This window comes from Roseateles sp. So40a, from assembly GCF_048081605.1.
Classification (GTDB): domain Bacteria; phylum Pseudomonadota; class Gammaproteobacteria; order Burkholderiales; family Burkholderiaceae_C; genus Roseateles.
Window position 1 is genome coordinate 4246669 of the sequence record NZ_CP182288.1, and the last position, 25971, is coordinate 4272639.

Consider the following 25971-nt stretch of genomic DNA (forward strand, 5'->3'; position numbering starts at 1 on the left):
GGCATCAGGCAACCGCGAAGGCCTCACATCGTTTCGGCGAAGAGCTCGCGACCGATCAGCATCCGGCGGATCTCCGACGTGCCCGCGCCGATTTCGTAGAGCTTCGCGTCACGCCACAGTCGGCCCAGCGGGTACTCGTTGATGTAGCCATTGCCGCCGAAGATCTGGATGCCCTCGCCGGCCATCCAGGTGGCCTTCTCGGCGCACCACAGGATCACCGAGGCGCAGTCCTTGCGGACCTGGCGGACATGGGCGCCGTCCAGTGCGTCGAGGTTCTTGCCGACCGTGTAGCAGAACGCGCGGGCGGCCTGCAGCACGGTGTACATGTCGGCGACCTTGCCCTGGATCAGCTGGAACTCGCCGATGGACTGGCCGAACTGCTTGCGGTCGTGGATGTAGGGGACGACGTTGTCCATCACCGCCTGCATGATGCCGATCGGACCGGCGGCCAGCACGGCGCGCTCGTAGTCCAGGCCCGACATCAGCACCTTGGTGCCGCCGCCGACCTGGCCCAGGACGTTCTCGGCCGGGACCTCGACGTTCTGGAAGACCAGCTCGCCGGTGTGGCTGCCGCGCATGCCGAGCTTGTCCAGCTTCTGCGCGATGGAGAAGCCCTTCATGCCCTTCTCGATCAGGAACGCGGTCATGCCGCGGGCGCCGAGTTCGGGTTCGGTCTTGGCATAGACGACCAGCGTGTCCGCGTCGGGACCGTTGGTGATCCACATCTTGTTGCCGTTGAGGACGTAGAAGCCGCCCTTGTCCTCGGCGCGCAGCTTCATCGACACGACGTCGGAGCCGGCGCCCGGCTCGCTCATCGCCAGCGCGCCGACGTGCTCGCCGGAGATCAGCTTGGGCAGGTACTTCTGCTTCTGGGCGTCGGTGCCGTTGCGCTTGATCTGGTTGACGCACAGGTTGGAATGGGCGCCGTAGCTCAGGCCCACCGAGGCGCTGGCGCGGGAGATCTCCTCCATCGCCACCATGTGCGCCAGGTAGCCCAGGCCCGCGCCGCCGTATTCCTCGGGCACGGTGACGCCCAGGACGCCCAGGTCGCCCATCTTGCGCCACAGGTCCATCGGGAACTGGTCGCTGCGGTCGATCTCCGCGGCTCGGGGGGCGATCTCGGCTTGGGCGAACTCGCGCACCGCGTCGCGCAGCGCGTCGATGTCCTCGCCGAGATGGAAGTTCAGACCGGGCAGGCTCATGGGAATGTCTCCTCGACCGCCTCCACGCGGACCTCCTGGGATCCGCGCTGGGCAATTCGTTGTCTTACGTTTACGTAAACGTCAATTGTAGACCCAACAAGGGGCGTTTCGGTGACCAAGGTCACGCTCGCGCCGGGAACCCCCCACCAACAATGGACCGCATGCTGACCTCCGCCCCCGCGACCGGCCCTGCGCTGAACGAGCCGGACGACACCCCCTGCCCCGCCACCCGGGCGCTGATGCGCTCGATGACCGGACCCGCGCCGGCCACGGCGCCGGCCACGGCGGGCGTGTCGGTGCAGACGCTCGCCGGCCTGGGCGCGGGCGGCCAGGTGCTGCTCGACGGCCCCGGCGCGGTCCAGACCGCGCGCACCGTCGTCCGGCTGAGCCCGGCGATGGTGGGCCGGCAGGTGCTGGTCGTCCATGAAGCGGCCGGGCCCATCGTCACCGGCGTGATCCAGGATGGATCTGACGCCCCGGCCGATGCGCTCGATGCGGTCCATGCAGCCGATGCGCCCGATGCGGGCACCCCGCCCTTCGAGCTCGAGGTGGACGGCGAGCGGGTCGTCGTCGACGCCCGCCGCCAGCTGGTGCTGCGCTGCGGCCAGGCCAGCATCACGCTCACGCGCGAGGGCAAGATCCTGCTGCGCGGCACCTACATCTCCAGCCGCGCCAGCGGCGTGCACCGGATCAGCGGTGGCTCGGTCGAACTCAACTGACGCGGCCGACCGCCCGCGCACCCCGATCGCATGAGCAACACCGTCTTCGCCGAGGGCATGGGCCTGTTCCACCGCGGCAGCGGCGGCAAGGGCATCGCGCCGCTGGATGTCTGCCTGTCCCCGCCGCCGCCGCCCACCGGCCCGGTGCCGGTGCCCTACATCAACCTGCTGCAGGCCTCCGACCTGACCAAGGGCAGCGTCACCGTCTCCATCCAGCGCAATCCGACGGCGCTCGAGAACAAGTCCGAGGTGTCCACCAGCACCGGCGACGAGCCCGGCAACCAGGGCGGGGGCGTCGTCACCCACAAGACCAAGGGCAAGGGCTCGTTCAAGAACTGGTCCCGCACGGTGAAGGTCGAGGGCAAGGGCGTGGCCTGCCACGGCCACATGATGGGTCAGAACACGGCCAGCGATCCGCCCAACTGCATCGACGCGGCCGCCGTCGTGAACTTCAAGCTCGAGCTGGGCGATGTCTCCGACAAGGGCCCCTGCCCGCCCTACGACCGCGACCGCGATTCGCCGGCGATCACCTCCGAGCAGGACGAGGCGGTCAAGGGCAAGACCTGCTGGGAATGCGCGCGCCAGAAGGCCGCCGGCGAGGAACCGGTCACCGTCGACCCCACCAACCCGGCCGCCTTCGGCAACTGGCTGCGCAACGAGGCGGAGTTCCTCAGCCGCAGCGGCGGCAAGTACGCCTCGCGCGCCCGCGAGGCGATGACGCCCGACCACCAGCCACCGCTGTGCGTGGCCTGGGCCCTGGGCGGCTGCCACATCGAACCGACGGACACGGACCCCACCGGCTTCAAGCAGAAAATGTCCAAGAAGGAGATGGTGAAGCCGCATTGCCGCCGCCACTCCAACAGCCAGGGCTCGCAGGCCGCGGCCTTTGCCCGGCGTGTCCTCAAGGACCTGTAAGGCGCCACCCCGCCGCCCTCTGCAGTCACTCCGCCGCCATCGAAAGGATGTTCCAGCGTGCATGACGATTTCCGAGCGCTCCGCGACGACTACGTCGCGGCCCTGCGGCCCCGCGTGGCCGAGGCCCTGCAGTGGTGGGACGACCGCTGCGGCTACCCGCACACCGAGCAGCGTCCGTTCGACGCCAAGTCCCCGTTCCATCGCCGCTGGCCCGCCGGCCCGGCCGCGCATCCGCGCGTGCTGGGGCTGTTGCGCGAGTACTGGTTCAAGGTGATCGAGCTCAACGAGCGCTTCGAGCAGGCGCGCGGCGAGGCCGATGGATCCGAGATCGACACGGACGCCGACGGCGGCTGGGGCCGCGACGAGACGCCGCCCACCATCGACCGCGAGCGCCCGATCGACCTGCTGGTGAACGACCTGTCGACGGTCGCGCCCGAGCTGTACGAGGTGATGCAGGGCGTGGTGTACGTGCCGATCGGCGTGGACCCGCAGGACGGACTGGAGTGCTGAACGATGGATGCTGACCTGCTTCACCGCGTCGACCGCGGCCTGGACCGCCTGCTTGGCGCGCCGCGCGACGTCGACGGCGGCACGCCCGTGCCCGACGTCTCCCCCGAGCCCCAGGACGCCGACGAGGCGCTGCGCGCGCTGTTCGAGCAGTACCGCGAGGGCTACGTCTACCTGCACGACCATTGCCTGCGCTGGTGGCGCGGCTGCATCGCCTCGGCGCAGCAGCCGGGCATGTCGCGCGACGAGGCACTGGACGAGGCCTACGCGCAGCGCGCGGCCGGACCCGCGTCCGCGCCTGAATTCGTCTGGTTCATCCGCCACTTCTGGCTGCGTGTGGATGCGCTCAACCGCACGCTGCCGCTGGAACGCCGCGTCGCGCCGCAGGACCTGCTGCTGGGCTGGCTGGCCGAGGCCGGCGACGACGAGTCCGTCGAGCTCGCCACCGCGATGCCCTACTGGCCGATCGGTCTGGACGACGCGGGCCAATGGTGCTGACCGGATCCGGAGCCGCCTGATGTTCGACGTGGCGCTGGTGAACCGCACGCCGTTCTCGGCCGCGACCCATGTCCAGGTCGACCGCGACGGCCAGGAGATGCTGCTGGCGGTGATGTGCGCGACCTTCCAGGCCGCGTCCGACGACGCGCCGCTGACGCTGGCCGAGGTCCAGGCGCCGGTGCGCGACCTGGATCTGCCCCGCGGCGATCCCACGCGCTCCAGCATCGCGTTCGAGACCGACCTCGCGCCGCTCAAGCCGCGCGTCGATGTGCTGGTGCACGGCCATGCGACGGTGCCTCGCGGCGGCAGCGCCGGTGAGCTCGAGGTCGCGCTGCGCATCGCCGACATCGACAAGCGCCTGAAGGTCACCGGCGATCGCGCGGGACCGCGCGACGCGCCACGCCCCTTCAGCCGGCTGCCGCTGGTCTATGAGCGCGCCTTCGGCGGCAGCGCGCCCGACGGCGACTGCTGCCGGGAGAACCCCGTGGGCATCGGCCATCGCGGCGCGAGCTCCGCGGATCCGGCGGTCGCGAGCGCCATGCCCAACATCGCCTACGCCGATCCGCGCGCCGCGAGCGCGTCCAACCCGGGCGGTCCGCAGCTGCCCGCGGGCTTCGGCATCGTCGCGCGCCAATGGCTGCCGCGCCTGCCCCTGGCGGGCACCTACGACCAGCACTGGCTGGACACCGTCTGGCCGCTGCCGCCGGACGACTTCGATCCGCTGTTCCATCAGACGGCGCCGCGCGACCAGCAGACCGCGCGCATCGTCGGCGGCGAGACCGTGGAGCTCGTGCACATGACGCCGTCGGGGCTGTGGCGCTTCCGGCTGCCCGTGCTGGACGTGCCCGTGCACCTGATCCACGCCGACCAGGTGCGCCAGACGCGCTGGGCCGTGGACACGGTGGAGATCGACGCCGACCGGCGCCAGGTGACGCTCAAGGCGCGACAGGCGATCCGTGTGCCGCGCCAGTCGCCGCCGCTGGAGTGCGTGGTGCTGGGCCCGGTCACCCCGGCCTGGCTGCGCGCGCGCCAGCAGCGCAAGGTCTGGCGCCCGCGCGCGGGTGCGACGCCACCGCCCTGCTTCCATCCATGAGCGCGCCGATGTACCTGCTGGACGGCGGCGCGGTCACCGCCGTCGGACTGGACCGGCCGCAGACCTGCGCCGGCATCCGGGCGCGTGTCTCGCCCTTCGACCAATTGATCCGCAGCGCCCCCTTCGGCGATTCGCTGACGGTGGCGCGCATTCCGGCGGCCTGGCAACTGCGGCGCACGCCGCTGGACTGGCTCGTCAACCTGGCCACGCGCGCGATCCGCGAGGTGCTCGAGCGCCACGCGCTGGACCCCGCCGCGACCGTGCTGCTGATGCTGCCGCCGGAGACCTTCCGGCAGCCGGTGTTCGATGACCACGAGCCCGATCCGGGCGATCCCCTGTTTGGCCGGCTGCTCGCGCGAGTCGCCACCGAAGCCCCCGGGCCGAGCCGGGCCCCCTTCCTGCGTGCGCTGACCGTGCCCGCGGGCGGACCGGGCGCGCTGGCCGCGGCACTGGACCTCGCGCAATCGCAACTGGGCGAGCCCGGCGTGCGCCAGGTCCTGCTGGTCGCTGCCGACGGCTACGTCCTGGAGCCCGAGTTCGATCGCCTGACCCGTGCCCATCGGCTGCGCACGCCCCGCCAGGCGCAAGGGCTGATTCCGGGCGAGGGCGCCGCCTGCTTGTGGCTGTCGCGCTCGCCTGCACCGTCCGCCTCCGCCGCCTCCGCCGCGTCACCGTCCGACCGCTGGCTGCATCGGCCGCGTCTGCCCGTCCTGCGGCTGAGCGGCTGGGCATCGGCGACCGAGCGGCAGAGCGCGCTGTCGGACGAGCAGTCGCAGGGCCGCGCGATCGTGCAGGCGATGCGCGACGCCGCGTCGCGCGCCGGCACCGCCGAGCCCGACATCGACTGGGTCGTCTCCAACGACAACGGCGAACGCTACGCCGCCTGGGAAGCGACGCTGGCCCAGGCCCGCTACTTCCGCACCCGCCGCGAGCGGCTGCATGTCGAGCTCCCGTCGACCTCGGTCGGCGAGATCGGCGCCGCCGCCGCGCCGCTGGCCCTGCTGACCGCCGCCCATCGTTTCCTGCATGCCGGCGCGGGCACGCGCCACGCCCTGGTCGCGCTCGCCTCCGAAGCGGGCGAGCGCTCCGCCTGCCTGCTCTCCCCCGTCGAGGACCCCGCCCCGTGACCGCCTCCATCCGCCCCCTGGTCGAGCAGTACGTCGAGGTCATCGCCGTGCTGTGGACGCAGCGCCGGCTCGCCGTGACCGGAGCCTCCCACGATCTGTCCACGCTCGCGGCGCTCGACGAGCGCCTCGCCGCCCACCTCGAAGGGCTTCAGGTCAGCGGCGCGGCCGGCTGGCATGAATCGCTGCGGGCCGTCGACGACACCGCCGGCCCCGGCGAGGCCTTCACCGCCGCGGTGCTGGCGCTGGACGCGGGCGATGCCGACGGGCTGAGCCGCCTGCTCCAGCGCATCGAGGCCGCGCCGGCACAGCCGGACGGCACCGACGCGCTCGACGGCGTGATCGGCGCCTGCGGCTGGGTCGAGCGCTCGCGGCTGCTGCACATCGCGGGCGACTGGTTGTCCAGCCCCGACGCGCGGCTGCGCCGGCTGGGCGTGGCCGCTTGCGCGGCGCACCGCGTCGAGCCCCGCCGCCACTGGGCCGCGCTGATCGAGGATCCCGTCCCGGCGGTCCGTTCGCGCGCGCTGCGCCTGGCCGGCGAGTTGGGCACGCTGCCGCTGCTGGAGACCTGTCTGGATCGCGCGGCGACGGAAGACCATCCCGAGGTCCGCGGCTGGGCGGCGTGGAGCGCCGTGCTGCTCGGCGACCGCGAGGCCGGTCTGCGCGCGCTGCTCGATCACGCGGCCGAGCGGCCCGGCGGCGCGAGCTTCGACCTCGCGCTGCAGGTGCAGGACGCCCGCGACGCGCATGGCTGGCTCAAGCGCGTGGCCGCCCAGGGGCTGGACCTGCGCACGCTGCTGCGCGGCAGCGGCCTGGTCGGCGACCCGGCCTACGTGCCCTGGCTGCTGGATCAGATGGCCGTGCCGACGCAGGCCCGGCTGGCCGGCCTCAGCTTCTCGCTGATCACCGGTGCGGTGCTGGAATCGGCCCCGCTGCGCGGCGAGCCGGTACCCGGCGCGGATGCGGGCCCGACCGACGATCCCGACGACGAGTTCGTCGGCATGGATCCGGACGATGGCCTGCCCTGGCCCGACGCCGCCGCGGTCGCCGCCTGGTGGCAGGGACACCGGGAGCGCCTGCCCGCTGGACGCCGGCTGTTGACCGGCGAGGCGCCCGACGAGGCCCATCTGCTTCACGTGCTGGCGACCGGCCGACAGCGCGCGCGGTCCATCGCGGCCACGGCGCTCGCGCTGCGGCGCCCGGGTCAGCCGCTGTTCGACGTGGAAGCGCCCGTGGCCCGGCAACACCTGGCCCTGAACGCGCGACGCGAGGAAACGGCCTCGGCCTGAGGGGCGGCGCGCCGAGGTCGCTTCAGAGGAAGCGTTCCAGCAGCTTGCGCGAATGGCGGTCCAGCGCGAACCGGTCCGGCACCAGGAAGTGCAGGCCGTGCGAGGACGCGATCAGCAGCCGCCCTTCCCCGATCCGCCGGATGTCTTCCTCGCTCTTGAGGATGAACTCGGTGACGCCACGGTCGGTCTCGACGGTCCACTGCGAGGGCGTCGAGAAGGTCGACACCTCGAGCAGCCGCAGCACGGTGGGCGTGACCTCGCGATGGGCGAGCTCATCGCGCAGCAGCTCGCGCAGCGCCTCGGGCAGGTCGCCCAGGCGGTCGATCCACGCAATCTCGTGACCGTCGGTGCCGACCAGCGAGATGCCGTCCTCGGGCGCCGACAACGGATGCGCGCGCACCGGCGTGACCTGCTCATGCGTCTGGCCGGCCTCGTCGATCAGGGTGAGGCGGCCGAAAGCGTCGCGCGCCAGCGATTGGATGTTGTTCATCGGGATTCCTCGGCGCGGATCAGGCCTGCGTGGCCGTGTGGACGTTGACGTTGGGAGCGACGACGACGACGTTGTCCTGCTCCTCGGCGTCCACGCGGCGGGCCTGCGCTTCCCACAGGCGCCAGTAGGCGCCCTGCTTGGCGATCAGCTCATCGTGCGGACCGACCTCGACGATCTCGCCGCGGTCCATCACCACCAGGCGGTCCGCCTTGCGCAGCGTCGACAGCCGGTGCGCGATCGCGATCGTGGTGCGGCCTCGCACGAGGTTGTCCAGCGCCTTCTGGATCTCCTTCTCCGTCTCGGTGTCCACCGCCGAGGTGGCCTCGTCCATGATCAGGATGCGGGGGTCGATCAGCAGCGCGCGCGCGATCGAGATCCGCTGGCGCTCGCCGCCGGACAGCCCCTGGCCGCGCTCGCCCACCAGCGAGTCATAGCCCTGCGGCAGCCGCAGGATGAATTCATGCGCATGCGCGGCGCGGGCCGCGGCGACGATCTCCTCGCGCGTCGCCTCGGGCTTGCCGTAGGCGATGTTCTCCGCGATCGTGCCGAAGAACAGGAAGGGCTCCTGCAGCACCAGGCCGATGTGGCGGCGGAAGTCCGACAGCGAGAAGCGGCGCAGGTCCACGCCGTCGAGCTTGATGGCGCCCTCGGTCACGTCATAGAAGCGGCAGATCAGGTTGACCATCGTGCTCTTGCCCGAGCCGCTGTGCCCGACCAGGCCGATCATCTCGCCCGGCTTGATCTCCAGCGTCAGGTCGCGGATCACGGTCCGGTTGCCGTAGCGGAAGCCGATGTCCTGCAGCGTCAGGCCGCCCTGGACCTTCTCCAGCTTCACCGGCTGCGCGGGCTCGGGCACGTTGGAGTGGTGGTCCAGGATGTCGAAGATGCGCTTGGCGCCCGAGGCCGCCTTCTGCGTCACCGACACGATCCGGCTCATCGAGTCCAGCCGCCCGTAGAAGCGGCCGATGTAGGCCAGGAACGCCGTCAGCGTGCCGACGGTGATCTGCGAATGCGCGATCAGCCAGATGCCGAAGGCCCAGACCACCAGCAGGCCGATCTCGGTCAGCAGCGACACGCTCGGGGTGAACAGGCTCCAGGTCTTGTTCAGCCGGTCGTTGACGACCAGGTTGTGCTTGTTGGCGGTGCGGAAGCGCTCGGCCTCGCGGCGCTCCTGGGCGAAGGCCTTGACCACGCGGATGCCGGGAATGGTGTCGGCCAGCACCGAGGTCACCTCGCCCCAGACGCGGTCGATCTTCTCGAAGCCGGTGCGCAGCTTGTCGCGCACCATGTGGATCAGCCACGCGATGAAGGGCAGCGGCACCAGCGTGGCCAGCGCCAGCCAGGGGTTGGTCGAGAACAGGATGATGGTGATCATCCCGAGCATCAGGCAGTCGGTGATGAAGTCCAGCGCGTGCAGCGACAGGAAGACGCTGATCCGGTCGGTCTCCGAGCCGATGCGGCTCATCAGGTCGCCGGTGCGCTTGGAGCCGAAATACTCCAGCGACAGGCCCAGCAGGTGGTCGAAGGTCGCCGTGCGCAGGTCCGCGGCGATGCGCTCCGACACCAGCGCCAGGATGTAGGTCTTGGCCCAGCCCAGGATCCAGGACACGATCGCCGCGCCGAACAGCCCGCCCAGGTAGAGCATCACCAGGCTGGTGTCGATCTGCCTGCCCTGCTGGAACGGGATGAGCACGTCATCCATCAGCGGCATCGTCAGGTAGGGGGCCACCAGCGTCGCGCCGGTCGCGCCCAGCATCAGCAGGAAGCCCAGCAGCAGCTGGCCCCGGTACGGGCCGGCGAAGCGCCACAGGCGCAGCAGCACCCAGGTCGATGGGGGCGTGTGCAGCTCGCGGGCGCAGGACGGGCATTCCTCGCTGTCCTCGGGCAGCACGGCCTGGCAACTCGGGCAGAGCTCGGGTTCGGCATCCTGGGTCAGCGCCGGCTCGTCGCGCCGGTTGAAGGCGTCCTGGAAGCGCTGCGCCTGCAGGTTGGCCTTCATCGTGAAGCGCCACTGGGCCAGGCGGCCGCGGCCGTCGACCAGCTCCAGCGCGCCCAGGCCGGCGTGGTCGGACAGCGTCAGGCGCAGCTCGGGGCTCAGCGGCCATTCGCGCTCGACCAGGGCACCCGAGCCGCTCCCGGCGTCCTCGGCCGGTTCCAGCGACAGCAGCCGCTGATCGGTGAGTTGCAGACCGCCCTTCGAGAAACGCAGGCGCACGTCGAGGTCAACCTCCAGCGTGGCCCGAACGTTCTCGCCACGCCGCAGGCGTGATTCGAAAGCCTGGGCGACCGAAACGCCGCCGGCACGGGCCGACGCGACAGGATGTTGATGCTGCATTTGTATTCTTCTGCGATCTTCGAAACCGACACCGAGCGGCCGCTTCCCCCTGCGGGGCAAGACCCGGACCAACCCGAGTGCGGCATTTTTCGCAGGATTTTCGCTTAAGCGCACAATTGTGCTTCGCTTCCCTCTCCGGTAGTCCGCCGGGCGGCCCCCTTCCACGTTTCCACCCCTCATGAGCCGACACGACGACATCAAGCTCCTGCGCATCAACTACCTGCGCGGCCCCAACATGTGGACCTACCGTCCGGTGCTGGAAACCTGGCTGGACCTGGGGGGTCTGGAAGAACACCCCTCCCACCTGATTCCGGGCTTCACCGAGCGGCTGTGCAAGCGGCTGCCGGCGTTGGAGGAACACCACTGCGGCGTCGGCGAGCGCGGCGGTTTCCTGCAGCGCCTGACCGAAGGCACCTGGATGGGCCATGTGCTGGAGCACATCGTCATCGAGCTGCTGAACCTGGCGGGCATGCCCACGGGCTTCGGCCAGACCCGCTCGACGTCCCGCCACGGCGTGTACCGCATGGTCTTCCGCGCCCGGGACGAGCAGGTCGCCCGCTGCGCGCTGGAACAGGGCCACGCGCTGCTGATGGCCACCATCAACGGCGATGACTTCAACGTCGACGCCGCCGTCGAGGCGATCCGCGACAAGCTCGACGACTGCTACCTCGGCCCGTCGACCGCCGCCATCGTGGCCGCGGCGACCGATCGCCGCATCCCCCACATCCGGCTCAACGACGGCAACCTGGTCCAGCTGGGCTACGGCGCGCGTCAGCGCCGCATCTGGACGGCCGAGACCGACATGACCAGCGCGATCGCCGAAGGCATCGCGCGCGACAAGGACCTGACCAAGGAACTGCTGAAGTCGGTGGGCGTGCCCGTGCCCGCCGGCCAGGCGGTCAAGACCGCCGCCGAGGCCTGGGACGTCGCCCAGGACCTGGGCCTGCCGGTCGTGGTCAAGCCCTCGGACGGCAACCACGGCCGCGGCGTCACGCTGGACCTGCGTCATGAGGCCGACGTCGAGGCCGCCTTCCACGTCGCCGACAGGGAAGGCTCGGAAGTGCTGGTCGAGCGCTACATCCCCGGGATGGAGCACCGGCTGCTGGTCGTCGGGGGCCAGGTGGTCGCCGCCGCCCGCGGCGAGGAAGCCTGGGTCACCGGCGACGGCACGCACAGCGTCGTCGAGCTGATCGACCTCCAGATCAACACCGATCCTCGCCGCGGCACGACCGAGGACTTCCCGCTCAACCGCATCGACATCCGCGACGACCCTGTCGTGCTGCTGGACCTGCAGCGCCAGGGCCTGACCGGCGACGGCGTGCCCGAAGCCGGCCAGCGCGTGCTGATCCAGCGCAACGGCAACGTCGCGATCGACTGCACCGCGCAGATCCACCCGGACGTGGCGCATGCCGTCTCGCTGGCCGTGCGCACCGTCGGCCTGGACATCGCCGGCGTCGACCTGGTCTGCAGCGACATCTCCAGGCCGCTGACTGAAACCGGTGGCGCCATCGTCGAGGTCAACGCCGGCCCCGGCCTGCTGATGCACCTGAAGCCCGCCGAGGGCATGCCCCAGCCGGTGGGCCAGGCCATCATCGACCACCTGTTCGCCGAGGACGAGAACGGCCGCATCCCCATCGTCGGCGTGGCCGGTTCGCGCGGCACCGCGCAGATCGCGCGCCTGGTCGGCTGGCTGCTGCACCTGAACGGCCGCCACGTCGGCCTGGCCTGCGGCGCCGGCCTGTTCCTGGGCACCCGCCGCGTGGAGCGCAAGCCCAGCGCGACCTGGGCCGCCAGCCACCGCCTGCTGATGAACCGGGCGGTCGACGCGATCGTCGTGGAGAACGGCGCCGGCACGATCCTGGGCGACGGCCTGGCCTATGACCGCTGCCAGGTCGGCGTCGTCACCGACCTGGGCCGCGTGGCCGAGCTCGACAACCACGACATCCAGACCGAGGACCAGCTCTTCAAGGTCCTGCGCACGCAGGTCGACGTGGTGCTGGCCGACGGCGTCGCGGTGCTCAATGCCGATGAGGCCAAGGTGGCCGAGATGGCCGAGCTGTCCGACGGCGAGGTGATCTTCTACGCGCTGGACGCCGCCAACGAGGCGCTGGCCGCGCACCGCGGCAAGGAAGGCCGCGGCGTGTTCCTGCGCGGCGGCGCCGCCATGCTGGCGCAGGGCACGTCGGAGACCTCCGGCGCCAACGTCGAATCGCTGCAGGCGCGTTACCGCGCGACCGGCCAGGAGATCGCCACCGACGCGGTGCTGGCCGCCGTCGCCACGGCGTGGGCCCTGGGCATCTCGCCCGAGCTGATCTCCGCCGGCCTGGACACCTTCGTGCCGGAGCTGCCGCAGTAAGCCCGCGCGGCTGCTCCGGACCCGATCGCCCCCTCAAGAACAGTCGAAGAAAGACGACAGATGGAAGTCTCCCGCACCCGCGCCCTTCGCGGCCCCAACATGTGGAGCCGCCACACCGCCATCGAGGCGGTCGTGCATTGCAGCGAGACCGAGCGCGCGCTCGCCGACATGGCCGGCTTCGAGGCCCGCCTGCGCGAGCGTTTCCCCGCCATCGGCCCGCTGCGGCCGGCCAGCAGCGCCAAGACGCCGATCACGCTGGCCCATGTGCTCGAGCAGGCCGCGCTGGCGCTGCAGGCGCAGGCCGGCTGCCCGGTGACCTTCAGCCACACGCACACGACGTCCGAGACCGGCACCTACCAGGTGGTGGTCGAGTACAGCGAGGAAGACGTGGGCCGTGCCGCCTTCAACCTGGCCGTCGAGCTGATCGCCGCGGCGCAGTCGGGCGGTGCCTTCGACGCCGATGCCGCGATCAAGTCGCTGCGCGAGACGGACGAGGACATCCGCCTGGGCCCCTCGACCGGCTCCATCGTCGAGGCCGCCGTCAAGCGCGGCATCCCGTTCCGCCGCCTGACGCAGGGCTCGCTCGTGCAGCTGGGCTGGGGCGTCAAGCAGCGCCGCATCTGGGCCGCCGAGGTCGACGCGACGAGCGCGGTGTCCGAATCGATCGCGCAGGACAAGGACCTGTCCAAGCGCCTGCTGCAGTCGGCCGGCGTGCCGGTGCCCATCGGCGCGCCGGTGGAATCCGTCGATGAGGCCTGGGAGCTGGCGCAGGAGATCGGCCTGCCCGTCGTGGTCAAGCCGCTGGACGGCAACCAGGGCAAGGGCGTGACGGTGAACGTTGCCTCGCGTGAGCACCTGGAGATCGCCTACAAGGCCGCCGACGAGATCGGCACGGTGATGGTCGAGAAGTTCCTGCCCGGCAGCGACTACCGGCTGCTGGTGGTCGGCGACAAGCTCGTGGCCGCGGCCCGCCGCGACCCGCCCAACGTCATCGGCGACGGCGCGCACACGGTGCGCCAGCTGGTGGACAAGGTCAACGAGGACCCGCGCCGCGGCGACGGTCACGCGACCTCGCTGACGAAGATCCGGCTGGACGACATCGCGATCGCGCGCCTGGACCTGCAGGGCCTGACGCCGGATTCGGTGCCCGAGAAGGGCCGCCGCGTGATCCTGCGCAACAACGCCAACCTGTCCACCGGCGGCACCGCCACGGACGTCACCGACGACGTGCATCCGGAAGTCGCGGCCCGCGCGATCGCCGCGGCGACCGTGGTCGGCCTGCATGTGTGCGGCGTCGACGTCGTGGCCGAGAGCGTGCTCAAGCCGCTCGAGGAACAGAGCGGCGGCATCGTCGAGGTCAATGCCGCGCCGGGCCTGCGCATGCACCTGAGCCCGTCCTACGGCAAGGGCCGCGACGTGGGCGAGGCCATCATCTCGAGCATCTACGGCTCGGGCAATCGCGGCAGCGCCAACGAGGACGGCCGCATCCCGGTCGTCGCGGTGACCGGCACCAACGGCAAGACGACGACCTCGCGCCTGGTGGCGCACATGTTCGCGACGCAGGGCCTGCGCGTGGGCATGACCAACACGGACGGCGTGTACGTCGACGGCCGCCAGACCGACAGCGGCGACTGCTCCGGTCCCAAGAGCGCGCGCAACGTGCTGATGCATCCGGACGTCGAGGCGGCGGTCTTCGAGACCGCGCGCGGCGGCGTGCTGCGTGAGGGCCTAGGCTTCGACCGCTGCCAGGTCGCCGTGGTGACCAACCTCGGCGAGGGCGACCACCTCGGCATGAACTTCCTCAACACGGTCGACGAACTCGCGCTGGTCAAGCGCGTCATCGTTCAGAACGTGGCGCCCAGCGGTTATGCCGTGCTGAACGCGGCCGATCCGGTCGTGGCCCGGATGGCCGATGTCTGCCCGGGTCAGGTGATCTTCTTCGCCGGCGACCGCCATCACCCGCTGATGGCGACGCATCGCGCGCAGGGCAAGCGCTGCGTCTACATCGACGGCGACGCGCTCGTCGCGGCGCAAGGCGCCTGGCGCGAATCCATCCCGCTGCGCGACATCCCCTTCACGCGCGGTGGCGCGATCCCGTTCCAGAACGAGAACGCCATGGCCGCGGTCGCCGCGGCCTGGGGCGTGGGCCTGGACTGGGACACGATCCGCCGCGGACTGGCCAGCTTCATGAGCGACGCCGACAGCGTCCCGGGCCGCTTCAACGTGATGGACTATCGCGGCGCGACGGTCATCGCCGACTACGGCCACAACGGCGACGCGATGCGCGCGCTGGTGCAGGCGGTGCAGGCGCTGCCGGCCAACAAGCGCTCGGTGGTGATCTCGGGCGCGGGCGACCGACGCGACGAGGACATCCGCATCCAGACGCAGATCCTGGGCGAGGCCTTCGACGAGGCCATCCTGTTCCAGGACGCCTGCCAGCGCGGACGCGAGGACGGCGAGGTCCTGGCGCTGCTGCAGCAGGGCCTGAAGGGCGCGACGCGGACCAGGCACATCGAGGAGATCCGCGGTGAGTTCGTCGCCATCGACCGCGCGCTGGAGCGCCTGCAGCCGGGCGACCTGTGCCTGGTGCTGGTCGACCAGGTCGAAGAGGCCCTGGCCCATCTGAACCAGCGCGTCCGGGAAGCCTGATGGCGGCCGGCCGCTGGCGGCACTGGCCGGCGCACTGGTGGAACGGTCTGAGCGTCGCCCTGGGGGTGATGCTGGTGCAGGCGATCGTGTCGCACGCGGCTCCGGCCGCGTACGCGCATGTCGCCTCGCAGCTGGCGATGGCCTGCGCCATCTGTGCCAGCCTGGCCGATCTGCCGGGCAGCGTGCGGCGCAACCGCAATCGCGTGCTCACCGCCGGCGCGATGACGCTGCTGGCGGTGGCGCTGGTCGCGGTGCTGCATCCGTATCGCGGCGCGATGGGCGTGCTGGTGGCCGCGCTCGCCTTCAGCAGCGCGATGCTGCTCAGCTGGGGCCCGCGCGCGGGCCCCGTCTCGTTCGCGCCCATCCTGGCGATGGTCTTCGCGCTGGCCTGGCCGCCGCAGCCGCTCGGCGTGGTGCTGGCCAGCGGCGCGTCGGGCATCGCCATCTACCTGTTGTGGAGCGTGCTGACCAGCGCGGTGCTGCATCGGCGCTTCCACCGGCTGGCGCTGGGTGATGCGCTGCACGGGCTGTCGCAGATGCTCGCCGCGCGCGCGCAGCTGCTGGGCAGCGGCGGCGCGGCGCATGCGATGCGCGACTGGCTGGGCAACGAGGCCCAGTTGGCGGAGCTGCTGCAGACCGCGCGCGACCAGGTGTTCCCGCGCGCCGGGACCGATCCGCGCAGCGCGGCCGTGCTGCTGCACGTCGTCGAGCTGCGCGACCTGATGCTGGCCAGCCGGCTGGACCTGGAGCTGCTGGGCGAGGACCCGGTGGGCCAGCAGATGCGTGCCGCGCTCGTGGGCCGGCTGCAGGCGCTGGCGGTGCTGCTGGACGAGTACCGCGATGCCTTGCTGGACGAACGCGCGCCGGCGATGACCTCGGTGCGTCCGACGCGCTGGCCGGAGCTGCCGCCGCAGGACCCGCGCACGCGGCTGCAGCTGGTGCTGCAGGACCGGCTCTCGCACCTGGACGGCGAGGTGCTCGCCATGGGCCGCGCGCTGGACCTCGCGCAGCCGGTGGCGCCGCTGGCGCTGGACGCCGGCACGCTGCGCCAGTTCGTCACGCCAGTGGGCTGGCCGATGGGGCTTTTGAAGGCGCAGCTGCATCTGGACTCGCCGGTGCTGCGGCATGCGCTGCGCAGCACGCTGGCGCTGTCGGCGGCGTACTACATCGCGCTGGCGCTGCCGTGGGCCTCGCATCCGCACTGGCTGGTGCTGTCGGTGGCGGTGGTGCTGCGCGGCAGCCTGGACCAGACGCTGGAGCGCCGCAACATGCGCGTGCTGGGCACGGCGATCGGCTGCGGGCTGATGCTCGCGCTGTCGCTGATCCCGAGTCAGACGTTGTGGATCGTCGTGCTGCAGATCGCCGTGGGCATCGCGCATGCGTTCGTGACGCGCCGTTATCTGGTGACCGCGATCGCGGCCACGATGCTGGCGCTGCTGCAGTCGCATCTGGCCGATCCGTCGCACGGCATCGCGGTGTCGGAGCGGCTGGCCGACACGGTGCTCGGCGCGATCCTGGCCTGGGGCTTCAGCTACGTGCTGCCGGCGTGGGAGCGCCGCAACCTGCCTCGCGCGCTGAAGCGGGCGCGGCAGGCGCTGCAGCAGTACGCGTTGCAGGCGATGACGGCGGCGATCACGCCCGCCGGCGCGCTGACGCAGCGCATGGCGCGCCGACAGGCGTATGACGCGCTGGCGGCCTTGTCGGCGGCGTTGCAACGCAGCGCCGCGGAACCTCGCCGCGTGCGCCCGCCGCTGCAGGAGCTCAACACCGTGCTGGACCACGGCTACCGGCTGATGGCGCATCTGTCGATGATGCGGCAGAGCCTGATCCGCCGCGCCAAGGACCTGGATGCCGACCTGCTGGCGGAGATGCCGGTGGCCGCGGCGCGGCTGCAGCGCGCGCTGGCGGGCGAGGAGCCGGTGCCGCACGCGGTGCAGGCGCTGCAGGACTGGAGCCTGCTGCCCGATGTCGGCCCGCTGGAGGACATCCGGCCCTGGATGCGCCGCCGGATGCAGGTCAGCCTGGACGACGCGGCCCGCGCCGGACAGGCCGCGGACGCGGCGTTCGGGGCGATGGCCTTGAAGGACGACCTGCCGCCCTCCACCACCGCGGCGACCTGACCCCTCCCCGCCGCCCGTCGGCCTGAACCACGGGCGGCTTCGCGATCAGCCAGGTCGGTGTGCACATCGACAGCGGCATCAAGGCCGTCCTCTTCGGGCTCTTCATCTACGCGGTCGGTTTCGAGAGCGGGCCGCAGTTCTTCCGCTCGCTGGGCCGCCAGTCGCTGCGCGAGATCTCGATGGCCGCGGTGCTCGCGCTGTCGGGCCTGCTCACGGTGCTGGTCATCGCGCGTGTCTTCCATCTCGACAAGGGCCTGGCCGCGGGACTGGCCGCCGGCGGCCTCACGCAGTCGGCCATCATCGGCACGGCGGGCTCGGCGATCGAGAAGCTCGGGCTGTCGCCCGAGGCCACGCAGGCCATGCAGGCCAACGTGGCCATCGGCTACGCCGTCACCTACATCTTCGGCTCGTTCGGCGCGATCCTCGTCTGCGTCAACCTGCTGCAATGGTTCATGCGGCGCGACATCCGCGAGGACGCGCTGCAAGCCGAGCAGGAACAGCTGCAAGGCGTGCGGCTGTACGCGCAGGGCGAGTCCAGCGCGCTGCCCGACATCGTCGGCCGCGTGCTGCGCGTGACGCGGCCCGGGCTCACCGTGCAGGCGATTGAGGGCGACGCGGGCGCGAGCGGCGTCACCGTCGAGCGCGTGCGCCGCGGAGGCGCGGAGATCGGCGTCACCGCGTCGATGACGCTGGAGGTCGACGACCTGGTGCTGCTGGTGGGCCGCCGCGGCCCGGTGGTGGCGCAGGCCGGACAGATCGGCGTCGAGGAGCGGCATGCCGAGGACCTGGACCTGGTGATGGTCCAACGCGATGTCTCCATCGCCAATCCGCAGTACCTGAACCGGCCGGTGGGCGAGATCGTCACCCACCTGTCCGCGGACGTGCGCCACGGCGTCTTCGCGCTGGCGCTGCTGCGTGCGGGCTCCCCCGTGCCGATGAAGGCGGACACCGTCGTGCTGCCCGGCGACATGGTCACGCTGTTCGGTGCCAGCGCCGACATCCAGCGCGCCGCGCAGTCGGTGGGGCCGGTGATCCTGCCCAGCGACAAGACCGACTTCGTCTATCACGGCCTGGGCATCAGCGTGGGCCTGCTCATCGGATTGCTGGTCGTGCGCGCGGGCCCGGTGCCCATCACGCTGGGCAGCGGCGGCGGCGCGCTGCTGAGCGGCCTGATCTTCGGCTGGTGGCGCAGCCGCCGGCACACCGCGGGCAACCTGCCGACCGCGGCCTCCACGCTGATGCGCGACCTGGGCCTGGCGGGGTTCGTCGCGATGGTGGGCCTGCAATCGGGCCAGCAGGCGGTGCACACCATCCTGGACCAGGGCGTGAAGCTCTTCCTGCTGGGCGTGCTGGTGACCGTGATCCCGCTGCTGATCGCGATGCTCTTCGGCCGCTACGTGCTGCGCTACCGCAACGTCGCGGTCTTCGCCGGCGCGCTGACGGGCGCGCGCAGCGCCAATCCCGCGTTCGGCGAGGTGCTCGACAAGGCCGGCAACAACGTACCCACCGTGCCCTTCGCCATCACCTACGCCCTGGCCAACGTCTTCCTGACGCTGCTGGGGCCGCTGATCATCGCCTTCGCCTAGGAGTCCCTCGCCATGACCGTCAACGGAAAGAATTTCGCCTCGCTGAGCCCGTTCGAACTCAAGGACGAACTGATCCGGCTCGCGTCCTCCGGCAAGGCCAATCGCGCGATGCTCAACGCGGGTCGCGGCAATCCCAACTTCCTGGCCACGACGCCGCGCCGCGCGTTCTTCCGGCTGGGCCTGTTCGCGACGGCGGAGTCCGAGCTGTCCTACAGCTACATGACGCCGGGCATCGGCGGCCTGGCGGGCATCGACGGCCTCGAGGCGCGCTTCGAGCGATTCATCGCCGATCACCACGACCAGGAGGGCGTGCGTTTCCTGGGCAAGACGCTGAGCTACGTGCGCGACCAGCTCGGGCTGGACGCCTCGGCCTTCCTGCACGAGATGGTCGACGGCGTGCTGGGCTGCAACTACCCGGTGCCCGACCGCATGCTGCGCGTCAGCGAGCAGATCGTTGGTCACTACCTCAGCCGCGAGATGACGCAGTCCACGATCGCGCCGGCGGACATGGACCTCTTCGCCGTCGAGGGCGGGACCGCCGCGATGGCCTACATCTTCAACAGCCTGCAGAGCAACGGGCTGCTCAAGGCCGGCGACAAGGTCGCCATCGGCATGCCGGTGTTCACGCCCTACATCGAGATCCCGCAGCTGGAGCAGTTCTCGCTGGAGGTGGTGCCGTTGAACGCCGACCCGCAGGCCGGCTGGCAGTTCCCCGACAGCGAGCTCGACAAGCTCAAGGACCCGGCGGTGAAGGTGTTCTTCTGCGTGAACCCGAGCAATCCGCCGTCGGTCTGCCTGGACCAGCGCAGCCTCGACCGCATCGCCGCGCTGGTGCGCGACGAGCGCCAGGACCTCATGATCATCACGGACGACGTCTACGGCACCTTCGCCGACGGCTTCCAGTCGCTGTTCCAGGGCTGCCCGGCCAACACGCTGCTGGTGTATTCGTTCTCGAAGTACTTCGGCGCGACGGGCTGGCGGCTGGGCGTGATCGCGATGCACAAGGACAACCGCTTCGACCGCGCGCTGGCCGCCGCGCCGCAGGTCGAGCGCGACCGACTGCATCGGCGCTACGAGTCGCTGACGATGGACGTCGGCGCGTTCAAGTTCATCGACCGCATGGTGGCCGACAGCCGCGTCGTCGCGCTGAATCACACCGCCGGTCTGTCATTGCCGCAGCAGGTGCAGATGACGCTGTTCGCGCTCTTCGCGCTGATGGACGAGGCCGACGCGTACAAGACCGCGCTCAAGAAGCTGATCCGGCGTCGCGACAACGCCTTGCACGGCGCGCTGGGCGTGCCGCGCGAGCACGATCCGCATTCGGTCGACTACTACACACTGCTGGACGTCGAGGACATCGCGCGCAAGCTGTACGGCGAGGACTTCGCGAAGTGGGCCATCGAGCAGGCGTCGACGGGCGAGCTGCTGTTCCGCGTCGCGGAGAGCACCGGCATCGTGCTGTTGCCGGGCAAGGGCTTCGGCGCGTCGCGCCCATCGGCGCGCGCGTCGCTGGCCAACCTCAACGAGTACGAGTACGTCGCGATCGGCCAGGCGCTGCGCCGCTGGGCGGACGAGCTGCATGCGCAGTACCAGCAGCGGTCGGAGGCCAACCGCCGCTGATCAGGCTCAGCTCAGCCGGACCTCGATCTTGCGCGGCTGCGCATGCGCGGCCTTGGGGATCCGCACGCGCAGCACGCCGTTGCTGAGATCGGCGGCGATCTGGTCGGCGTCGAGTTCCTTGCTCAGCGTGAACGTGCGGCGGTAGAACTGGCGCGACACCTCGACATGACCGGCCTTCAGGCCCTCGGGCAGGTCGAGTTGCATCTCGGCCTCGATGATCAGGCGGTCCTTGTCCACGCGCAGCTGGAGCTGCTCGCGCGGCACGCCGGGCAGGTCGGCCAGCAGCGTCAGGCCCGAGGCGTCCTCGAGGACATCGACGGCGGGCTGGATCGCGTAGTCGTCGCGGCGGCGCGCGGATTGCGCCGAGGCGCTGGTGGAGGCCGGGCTCGATGCGGAAGTCGGCACCGCGGTGGAGGCATCAGCGGCGGGCGTGTGAACGGCGGTCGTGCTCATGGAAGGCTTTCGTCTCGGTGTTCAGGTTGAAGGGATCGCGGGCGATCCGGCTCAATGGATGTCGATGCGGCGCGGTTGGGGCGCGGGCCGGCGCTTGACGCTGACGCGCAGCACGCCGTCCTTGTAGGACGCCGAGACCTGGTCGGGATCGATGTCGTCGGGCAGGCTGACCGCGCGGCGGAACTTGCCGGCGAAGCGCTCGCGCTGGTGGACGACGGGCTTGGCGACGGGCGCGGCGGTGGCCGTTTCGGCCAATGCGGCGGCGTCCGTGGCGGCCGGCTTGGCAGCGTCCTGCGAGACGCGCTCGCCGGACAGGCTCAGCACGCCGCGGTCCAGGTCGACGCCGATGGTGGCCGGGTCCAGGCCGGGGGCGAAGGCGTAGACCTCCACGGCTTCGGGCGACAGGCCGACGTTGAGCGCCGGATAACCGCCGCGCGAGGCGTTGCGGGCAACGGGGGTGTCGAACAGGCTGCTCATCTCGCGCTGGAAGCGGTCGAGGTCATTGAACAGCTCACGGGCAAACAGGTGACGGTACATGCGGGGCTCCTTGGCTTCCTGCGGATGAGTCGCGGCGGGTGTGTCCGCCATGACTCCCCAACTAGGCGCGTTCAGCGGCGCTTCAAGATCTTGAAATCGCAGGGTCGCCGTCCCCATATGCCGCGCCCGCCAAGCCCCTCCCTGGGGCGTTTGCGTCGATTTCAAGGCCCCTCAACCTGATGAACCGCACGCTTTGACCCCCTCGCCCGCGAAGCGGGAGAGGGCGGGGGGTGAGGGCTCGGGGCAGGGCTCGCTGTCAATCACGAGCCCTCACCCCTCCCTCTCCCGCTTCGCGGGCGAGGGCGATCGATTGGCGCGCTGCGTACCCCCTCTCCCGCTCCGCAGGAGAGGGGATGGAGGTCACTTCAACCGAAGCGCTTCTTGCGTCGTCACACTCGACGCCTGATTGCCCCAGCTCTGGCGGATCACCGTGGCGACTGCCGCGAGTTCCTCCGGGCTCAGCACTTGGCGCATCGGCGGCATGCCGAAGGGCCGCGGATGCGCTTCCGTGGTCGGCGCATACCCGCCGTCAGCCAGCATCTGCAACACGTTCTGCGGCGCGTCCAGCGTCACCGCGCGGTTGCCGGCCAGCGGCGGATACGCCGGCTGCCCATCGATCCAACGCCCCTGCCCCTGATCCCCGTGGCAATCGACGCAGTACTTCGCATAGACCTGCCGCCCCAGCTCCAGCTGCGCCGGCGGCGCGGGCGAGAACTCGGCCCGCTGCCCACCCTCGCGCGGCAACGCTCGCAAGTACACCGCCATCGCGCGCGCATCGGTGTCGCTCAGATGCTGCAGGCTGTCCGCCACCACATCCGCCATCGGCCCGAGCGCCGCGGCGCGCGGCGACCAGCCGGCGCGCAGCCATTGGCGCACCTCGTCCTCCGACCAGTCCTGCACGCCCGCGGCCAAGGGATCCGCGAGCGACGGCGCGATCCAGCCTTGCACGCCCACCCAGCCGCCGCGCAGCCCCGCCGCGTCGCGCAACGCACCCAGCCGGTTGCGCGGTGCATGGCACTCGGCGCAATGCCCGACCGCCTGCACCAGGTAGCGCCCTCTCGCGACCAGCGCTTGCCCCGCTTGCCCCGGCCCAGCGGTGCTCGCCTCGCGCGCCGCGCCCTCGTCCTCGTGCGACAGCGCATCGCCAGGACTGAAGTACATCAACCGCCATACCGCCAGCGCCGACTGCCAGCGATACGGCCAACCGAGCTGATGCGGCGGCGGTGTCTGCGTGACCGCCGGCTGCTGGCGCAGCCAAGCGAAGATCGCATCGGCGTCCTCGCGCGTCATCGCGGTGTAGCTCGTGTACGGGAACGCGGGATAGAGCAACCGCCCATCCCGGCTGCGCCCGTGATGCATCGCGCGCCAGAAGTCGTCGGCGGTCCATCGACCGAGCCCGGTCGCCGCATCAGGCGTCAAGTTGCTGGTGAACACCGTGCCGAACGGCGTGCCGATGGGCAAGCCGCCGGCCAGCGGCGCACCGCCTCTCGGCGAATGACAGCCGGCGCAGTTGGCGACGCGCGCGAGGTACGCGCCACGCGCGATCAGCGCCGGGCTGGTGTCCTCCGCCCCCGGTTGCGCCGGCCGGCCGGCGAGCCACACCTCGCGCCCCCAGGCGATCGCCAGCAGCAGCACGGCCATCAGCGGCACCGCGACCGCGACCCCGATCAGGCCGCGCACGAAGCGCCGCATCGGACCCGCCGCGTCGATGGAAGGCGTCGACGCCCGATCCGCTTCTCCCCCCACCGGGCCGCCGCTCATGGCGTCAATCCTCCACAGCTCACCGGCAAGGGCGCGGCGGACGGCGGCTCCGGATGGGCCCCGGGCGTCTGCGCGGACAACCAGGTCGCGACGAGCGCGATGTCCTCCGTGGAAATCGCCTTCGCCACCTCGGCCATGCAGTCCGGCTGATGCGCGCGGCGCAGGCCGTTGCGCCATGCGCCGAGCTGGCCGATCACGTAATCACGCGGCAGCCCCAGCAAGCCGGGAATCGCCGGCGCGCGACCGGCCATCGACGGCCCGTGACAGGCCGTGCACGCCGGCACCTGTCGCGCGGGGTCGCCCTGCGTGACCAGGCGCAGCGCGCGTGCCTGCTGCTCGGCGCTCAGGTTCACGGGCACGGGCGCCGGGTACGGCAGTTCCAGCGCCGCGAAGTACGCGGCGATCTCACGCAGGTAGGCGTCGTCCATGTTGCGCAGCAGCCCGGCCATCAGCGCGTGATGCCGGCGCCCATCGCGAAAGCCCTGCAGCTGATTGAACAGATACCCGGCGGGTTTGCCCGCCAGCCGCGGGAAGTAGCCCTGCGGGGTCGCCCGCCCCTGCGGACCGTGGCACAGCGTGCAGGCCTGGATGCGCTCGGCGGTGTCGTTGGCGAGCGGACGCAAGACGGGTGCCTGCGGCGTCGGCGTCGGCGTCGGCGTCGGCGTCGGCGTCGTTGCCTGGGCCATCACGGCGGAGAAGGCGGAGATGGCGGACAGCCCCGGGCCCAGGACAGCGGCAAGGAGGACGCCCGTGAGGAGTCGGGAGATCGTCATCCGGCCATCATCGCCGCAGATCCGGCCCCGGCCAGGCGATCGCGGCCCAGCCGTCGCGGCCCTGGTGCTTGGCCTGATACAGCGCGCGGTCGGCCAGCGCGATCAGGTCCATCGCGGGCACCTCGCCGTCGGCCACGGTCGCCACGCCGATGCTGACGGAGATCGTCAGCCCGGTCGGCCGCATCGCGCGCACCGCCTCGACGATCTTCTGCGCGACCTGCTCGGCCTCATCGGGCCGATTCAGTCCCTCGAGCACCGCGACGAACTCGTCGCCCGCGATCCGCGCGACATGATCGCTGCCGCGGACGGTGCGGCGCAGCACGGTCGCGAATTCACGCAGCACCGTGTCGCCGACGCCATGACCGTGCGTGTCGTTGATCGCCTTGAAGCGATCGATGTCCAGGAACAGCAGCGCCATCCCGCGCCCCTCGCGTGCATGGCGGCGCTGACGCGCGAGCGCCCCGCCCAGCGCCTGATCGAACTCGCGCCGGTTGGGCAGGCCGGTCAACGCGTCGGAGCTGGCCAGCCGCGCGAGTTGCGCTTCCGCCTGCTTCATCACGGTGATGTCGATGGACAGCGTGAAGATGCCCTGCACGCGCCCGTCCGCGCCGACATCCGGCACGTAGATCGCGCGCAGGTGCCGCTGCTTGCCCAGCATCGACGTGGTGATCTCGAACTCCACGCGTTCCCCGCTGAGCGCCAGCGCGAGTTGCGCGCTGCGCTGGCTGACGCCAGCCTGGCCGAAGACATCGTCGATGTGCAGCCCGATCACCGCCTGCGGGTCCAGCCCGTACCAGGTGCGCATCGTCTCGTTGGTGTAGCGCAGCTTGCGCTCGGCATCGATGTAGGTGATGAACACCGGCAGGTTGTCGGTGATGGCCTTCATGCGGCGCTCGCTCGCCGCGACCAGCGCCTCGGCGCGCTTGCGCTCGGTGATGTCCATCGAGCACGCATAGAAGCCCTCGACCCGGCCATCGGCCATGTCGGGCACGAAGCGCTGGTGGAAGTGCAGCATCTCGCCGTCGATGAGCTGGTCGGCGTCGAAGGCCACGGACTCGCCCTGGAGCACGCGCTGGACGAAGGGGCGGATCCGCGCGGCGTTCTCCGCGCCGCGCAACTCCTCCATCGACCGCCCCACCAGCGAGGCCGGATCGGTGTGGAAGACGCGCCCGACCTCCGCATTGGCGAAGCGCAGCAGGCCGCGGCCGTCGTAATGGCTGATCAGCGCGGGCACGTTGTCGGCGATGCCGCGCAGCCGGCGCTGCGTGCGCATCAGGTCGCGCGAGCGCAGCACCACCTGCGTCGTGGCCAGCACCGTGAACAGGCCCAGCATCGCCAGCCCCGCGAGCAGGAGCAGCTCGGTGTGCCCGGCATCACGCGACAGCCGCTCGCTGATCGCCGAGCGTTCCGACCGCAGCGAGGAGATCAGCTCGCCCAGCACATCGCGCAGCTCGTCCATGTGACGCATGCCCTGGTCGCCCAGCACCAGCTCCAGCGCCTCGTCGTGCCGGCCTGAATCGTTGAGCCGCACGGTCTGGTTCATCTCGTTGAGCTTCAGCTGCACGAGCTCCCGCACGCGAGCCAGCTTGGGCGCGTGGGCGGGATCGGTGTCCCGCGCGCTGAGCTCCTCGACGCGCTGATCGAGGCGGCGCACGGCGTCGCGGTAGGGCTGCAGGTAGCTGGTGCGTTGCGTCAGCAGGTAGCCCCGCTGGCCCGTCTCGGCGTTGAGCAGGTCCTCCATCAGCAGCGTCATCGCCGGCAGCACGGTGTTGATGCTGTCGGCGCGGCGCAGGTCCTCGAGCGTGTCCCGGGCGCGCCAGGCGAGCATCGCCACGATCACGGCCATCGCGAAGAGCGCCACCATCAGCAGGCCCACGCCGCGACCGAAGGTGGTGCGGTGGATCGGCTCGATGGAGGAACGCATGCGACGGTGGGGCGGGTCGA

General features: G+C 71.1%; 20 protein-coding genes. 12 read left to right on the forward strand and 8 right to left on the reverse strand.

Features of this window, described 5'->3' with window-relative positions:
* Positions 1 to 23 precede the first annotated feature (23 nt).
* On the reverse strand, positions 24 to 1202 hold the full coding sequence (locus tag ACNI65_RS19290) for an isovaleryl-CoA dehydrogenase (RefSeq protein WP_416758738.1): 1179 nt from the start codon (positions 1200 to 1202) through the stop codon (positions 24 to 26).
* A gap of 161 nt (positions 1203 to 1363) precedes the next feature.
* Here ACNI65_RS19290 and ACNI65_RS19295 point away from each other — a divergent pair, with 161 nt between their 5' ends.
* Genes ACNI65_RS19295 through ACNI65_RS19325 form a run of 7 tightly spaced genes read left to right on the forward strand, consistent with a single transcriptional unit; the run spans position 1364 to position 7347 of the window.
* Entirely contained in the window at positions 1364 to 1921 is a 558-nt protein-coding gene (locus ACNI65_RS19295; protein ID WP_416758739.1) for a hypothetical protein, read from the forward strand.
* A 30-nt stretch (positions 1922 to 1951) separates the two neighbouring features.
* Entirely contained in the window at positions 1952 to 2836 is an 885-nt protein-coding gene (locus tag ACNI65_RS19300) for a PAAR-like domain-containing protein (protein ID WP_416758740.1), read from the forward strand.
* Between the two features lie 57 nt (positions 2837 to 2893).
* On the forward strand, positions 2894 to 3346 hold the full coding sequence (locus ACNI65_RS19305; RefSeq protein ID WP_416758742.1) for a hypothetical protein: 453 nt from the start codon (positions 2894 to 2896) through the stop codon (positions 3344 to 3346).
* Between the two features lie 3 nt (positions 3347 to 3349).
* Positions 3350 to 3841 carry a hypothetical protein gene (locus tag ACNI65_RS19310; protein WP_416758744.1) on the forward strand — a complete coding sequence of 164 codons (492 nt, stop codon included), beginning with the start codon at positions 3350 to 3352 and terminating at the stop codon, positions 3839 to 3841.
* A 19-nt stretch (positions 3842 to 3860) separates the two neighbouring features.
* Complete coding sequence (locus tag ACNI65_RS19315; protein ID WP_416758745.1) at positions 3861 to 4934, forward strand: DUF2169 family type VI secretion system accessory protein; 1074 nt, start codon at positions 3861 to 3863, stop codon at positions 4932 to 4934.
* Positions 4931 to 6061, forward strand: coding sequence for a hypothetical protein (locus tag ACNI65_RS19320; RefSeq protein ID WP_416758747.1), 1131 nt, complete (start codon positions 4931 to 4933; stop codon positions 6059 to 6061). Before ACNI65_RS19315 ends, ACNI65_RS19320 begins: the two co-directional genes overlap by 4 nt.
* On the forward strand, positions 6058 to 7347 hold the full coding sequence (locus ACNI65_RS19325; RefSeq protein ID WP_416758748.1) for a TIGR02270 family protein: 1290 nt from the start codon (positions 6058 to 6060) through the stop codon (positions 7345 to 7347). Before ACNI65_RS19320 ends, ACNI65_RS19325 begins: the two co-directional genes overlap by 4 nt.
* A gap of 22 nt (positions 7348 to 7369) precedes the next feature.
* Here the strand turns inward: ACNI65_RS19325 and ACNI65_RS19330 are convergent, their stop codons facing one another.
* Positions 7370 to 7837: a DUF1854 domain-containing protein gene (locus ACNI65_RS19330; RefSeq protein WP_416758749.1), complete on the reverse strand. Its 468-nt coding sequence runs from the start codon at positions 7835 to 7837 to the stop codon at positions 7370 to 7372.
* Positions 7838 to 7856: 19 nt separating this feature from the next.
* Positions 7857 to 10172 (reverse strand): ABC transporter ATP-binding protein, encoded by a 2316-nt coding sequence (locus ACNI65_RS19335; protein ID WP_416758750.1) that lies wholly within the window; start codon positions 10170 to 10172, stop codon positions 7857 to 7859.
* 178 nt (positions 10173 to 10350) lie between these two features.
* Here ACNI65_RS19335 and cphA (ACNI65_RS19340) point away from each other — a divergent pair, with 178 nt between their 5' ends.
* From cphA (ACNI65_RS19340) to ACNI65_RS19360, 5 genes are read left to right on the forward strand one after another with little or no spacing between them, the layout of a single operon-like run.
* Positions 10351 to 12528, forward strand: coding sequence for a cyanophycin synthetase (gene cphA / locus ACNI65_RS19340; protein WP_416758752.1), 2178 nt, complete (start codon positions 10351 to 10353; stop codon positions 12526 to 12528).
* 60 nt (positions 12529 to 12588) lie between these two features.
* Complete coding sequence (cphA, locus tag ACNI65_RS19345; RefSeq protein WP_416758753.1) at positions 12589 to 15177, forward strand: cyanophycin synthetase; 2589 nt, start codon at positions 12589 to 12591, stop codon at positions 15175 to 15177.
* Complete coding sequence (locus tag ACNI65_RS19350; RefSeq protein ID WP_416758754.1) at positions 15177 to 17297, forward strand: FUSC family protein; 2121 nt, start codon at positions 15177 to 15179, stop codon at positions 17295 to 17297. The genes cphA (ACNI65_RS19345) and ACNI65_RS19350 overlap by 1 nt, the downstream gene beginning before the upstream one ends.
* Before the next feature lie 44 nt (positions 17298 to 17341).
* Positions 17342 to 18883 carry an aspartate-alanine antiporter gene (gene aspT / locus ACNI65_RS19355; protein WP_416763657.1) on the forward strand — a complete coding sequence of 514 codons (1542 nt, stop codon included), beginning with the start codon at positions 17342 to 17344 and terminating at the stop codon, positions 18881 to 18883.
* Positions 18884 to 18895: 12 nt separating this feature from the next.
* Positions 18896 to 20503 carry a bifunctional aspartate transaminase/aspartate 4-decarboxylase gene (locus ACNI65_RS19360; protein ID WP_416758755.1) on the forward strand — a complete coding sequence of 536 codons (1608 nt, stop codon included), beginning with the start codon at positions 18896 to 18898 and terminating at the stop codon, positions 20501 to 20503.
* A gap of 6 nt (positions 20504 to 20509) precedes the next feature.
* On the opposite strand, the gene ACNI65_RS19365 is transcribed toward ACNI65_RS19360, so the two are convergent.
* The 5 genes from ACNI65_RS19365 to ACNI65_RS19385 all read right to left on the reverse strand — a co-directional run bounded on the left by ACNI65_RS19365 (position 20510) and on the right by ACNI65_RS19385 (position 25951).
* Positions 20510 to 20956: an Hsp20/alpha crystallin family protein gene (locus ACNI65_RS19365; RefSeq protein ID WP_416758756.1), complete on the reverse strand. Its 447-nt coding sequence runs from the start codon at positions 20954 to 20956 to the stop codon at positions 20510 to 20512.
* Between the two features lie 51 nt (positions 20957 to 21007).
* The gene (locus tag ACNI65_RS19370) at positions 21008 to 21493 is read right to left on the reverse strand and encodes an Hsp20/alpha crystallin family protein (protein ID WP_416758757.1); all 486 of its coding nucleotides are present in this window, start codon (positions 21491 to 21493) and stop codon (positions 21008 to 21010) included.
* A 360-nt stretch (positions 21494 to 21853) separates the two neighbouring features.
* Entirely contained in the window at positions 21854 to 23254 is a 1401-nt protein-coding gene (locus ACNI65_RS19375; protein WP_416758758.1) for a c-type cytochrome, read from the reverse strand.
* Complete coding sequence (locus ACNI65_RS19380; RefSeq protein WP_416758759.1) at positions 23251 to 24027, reverse strand: c-type cytochrome; 777 nt, start codon at positions 24025 to 24027, stop codon at positions 23251 to 23253. The genes ACNI65_RS19375 and ACNI65_RS19380 overlap by 4 nt, the downstream gene beginning before the upstream one ends.
* Before the next feature lie 7 nt (positions 24028 to 24034).
* The gene (locus ACNI65_RS19385) at positions 24035 to 25951 is read right to left on the reverse strand and encodes a diguanylate cyclase domain-containing protein (protein WP_416758760.1); all 1917 of its coding nucleotides are present in this window, start codon (positions 25949 to 25951) and stop codon (positions 24035 to 24037) included.
* Positions 25952 to 25971 lie beyond the last annotated feature (20 nt).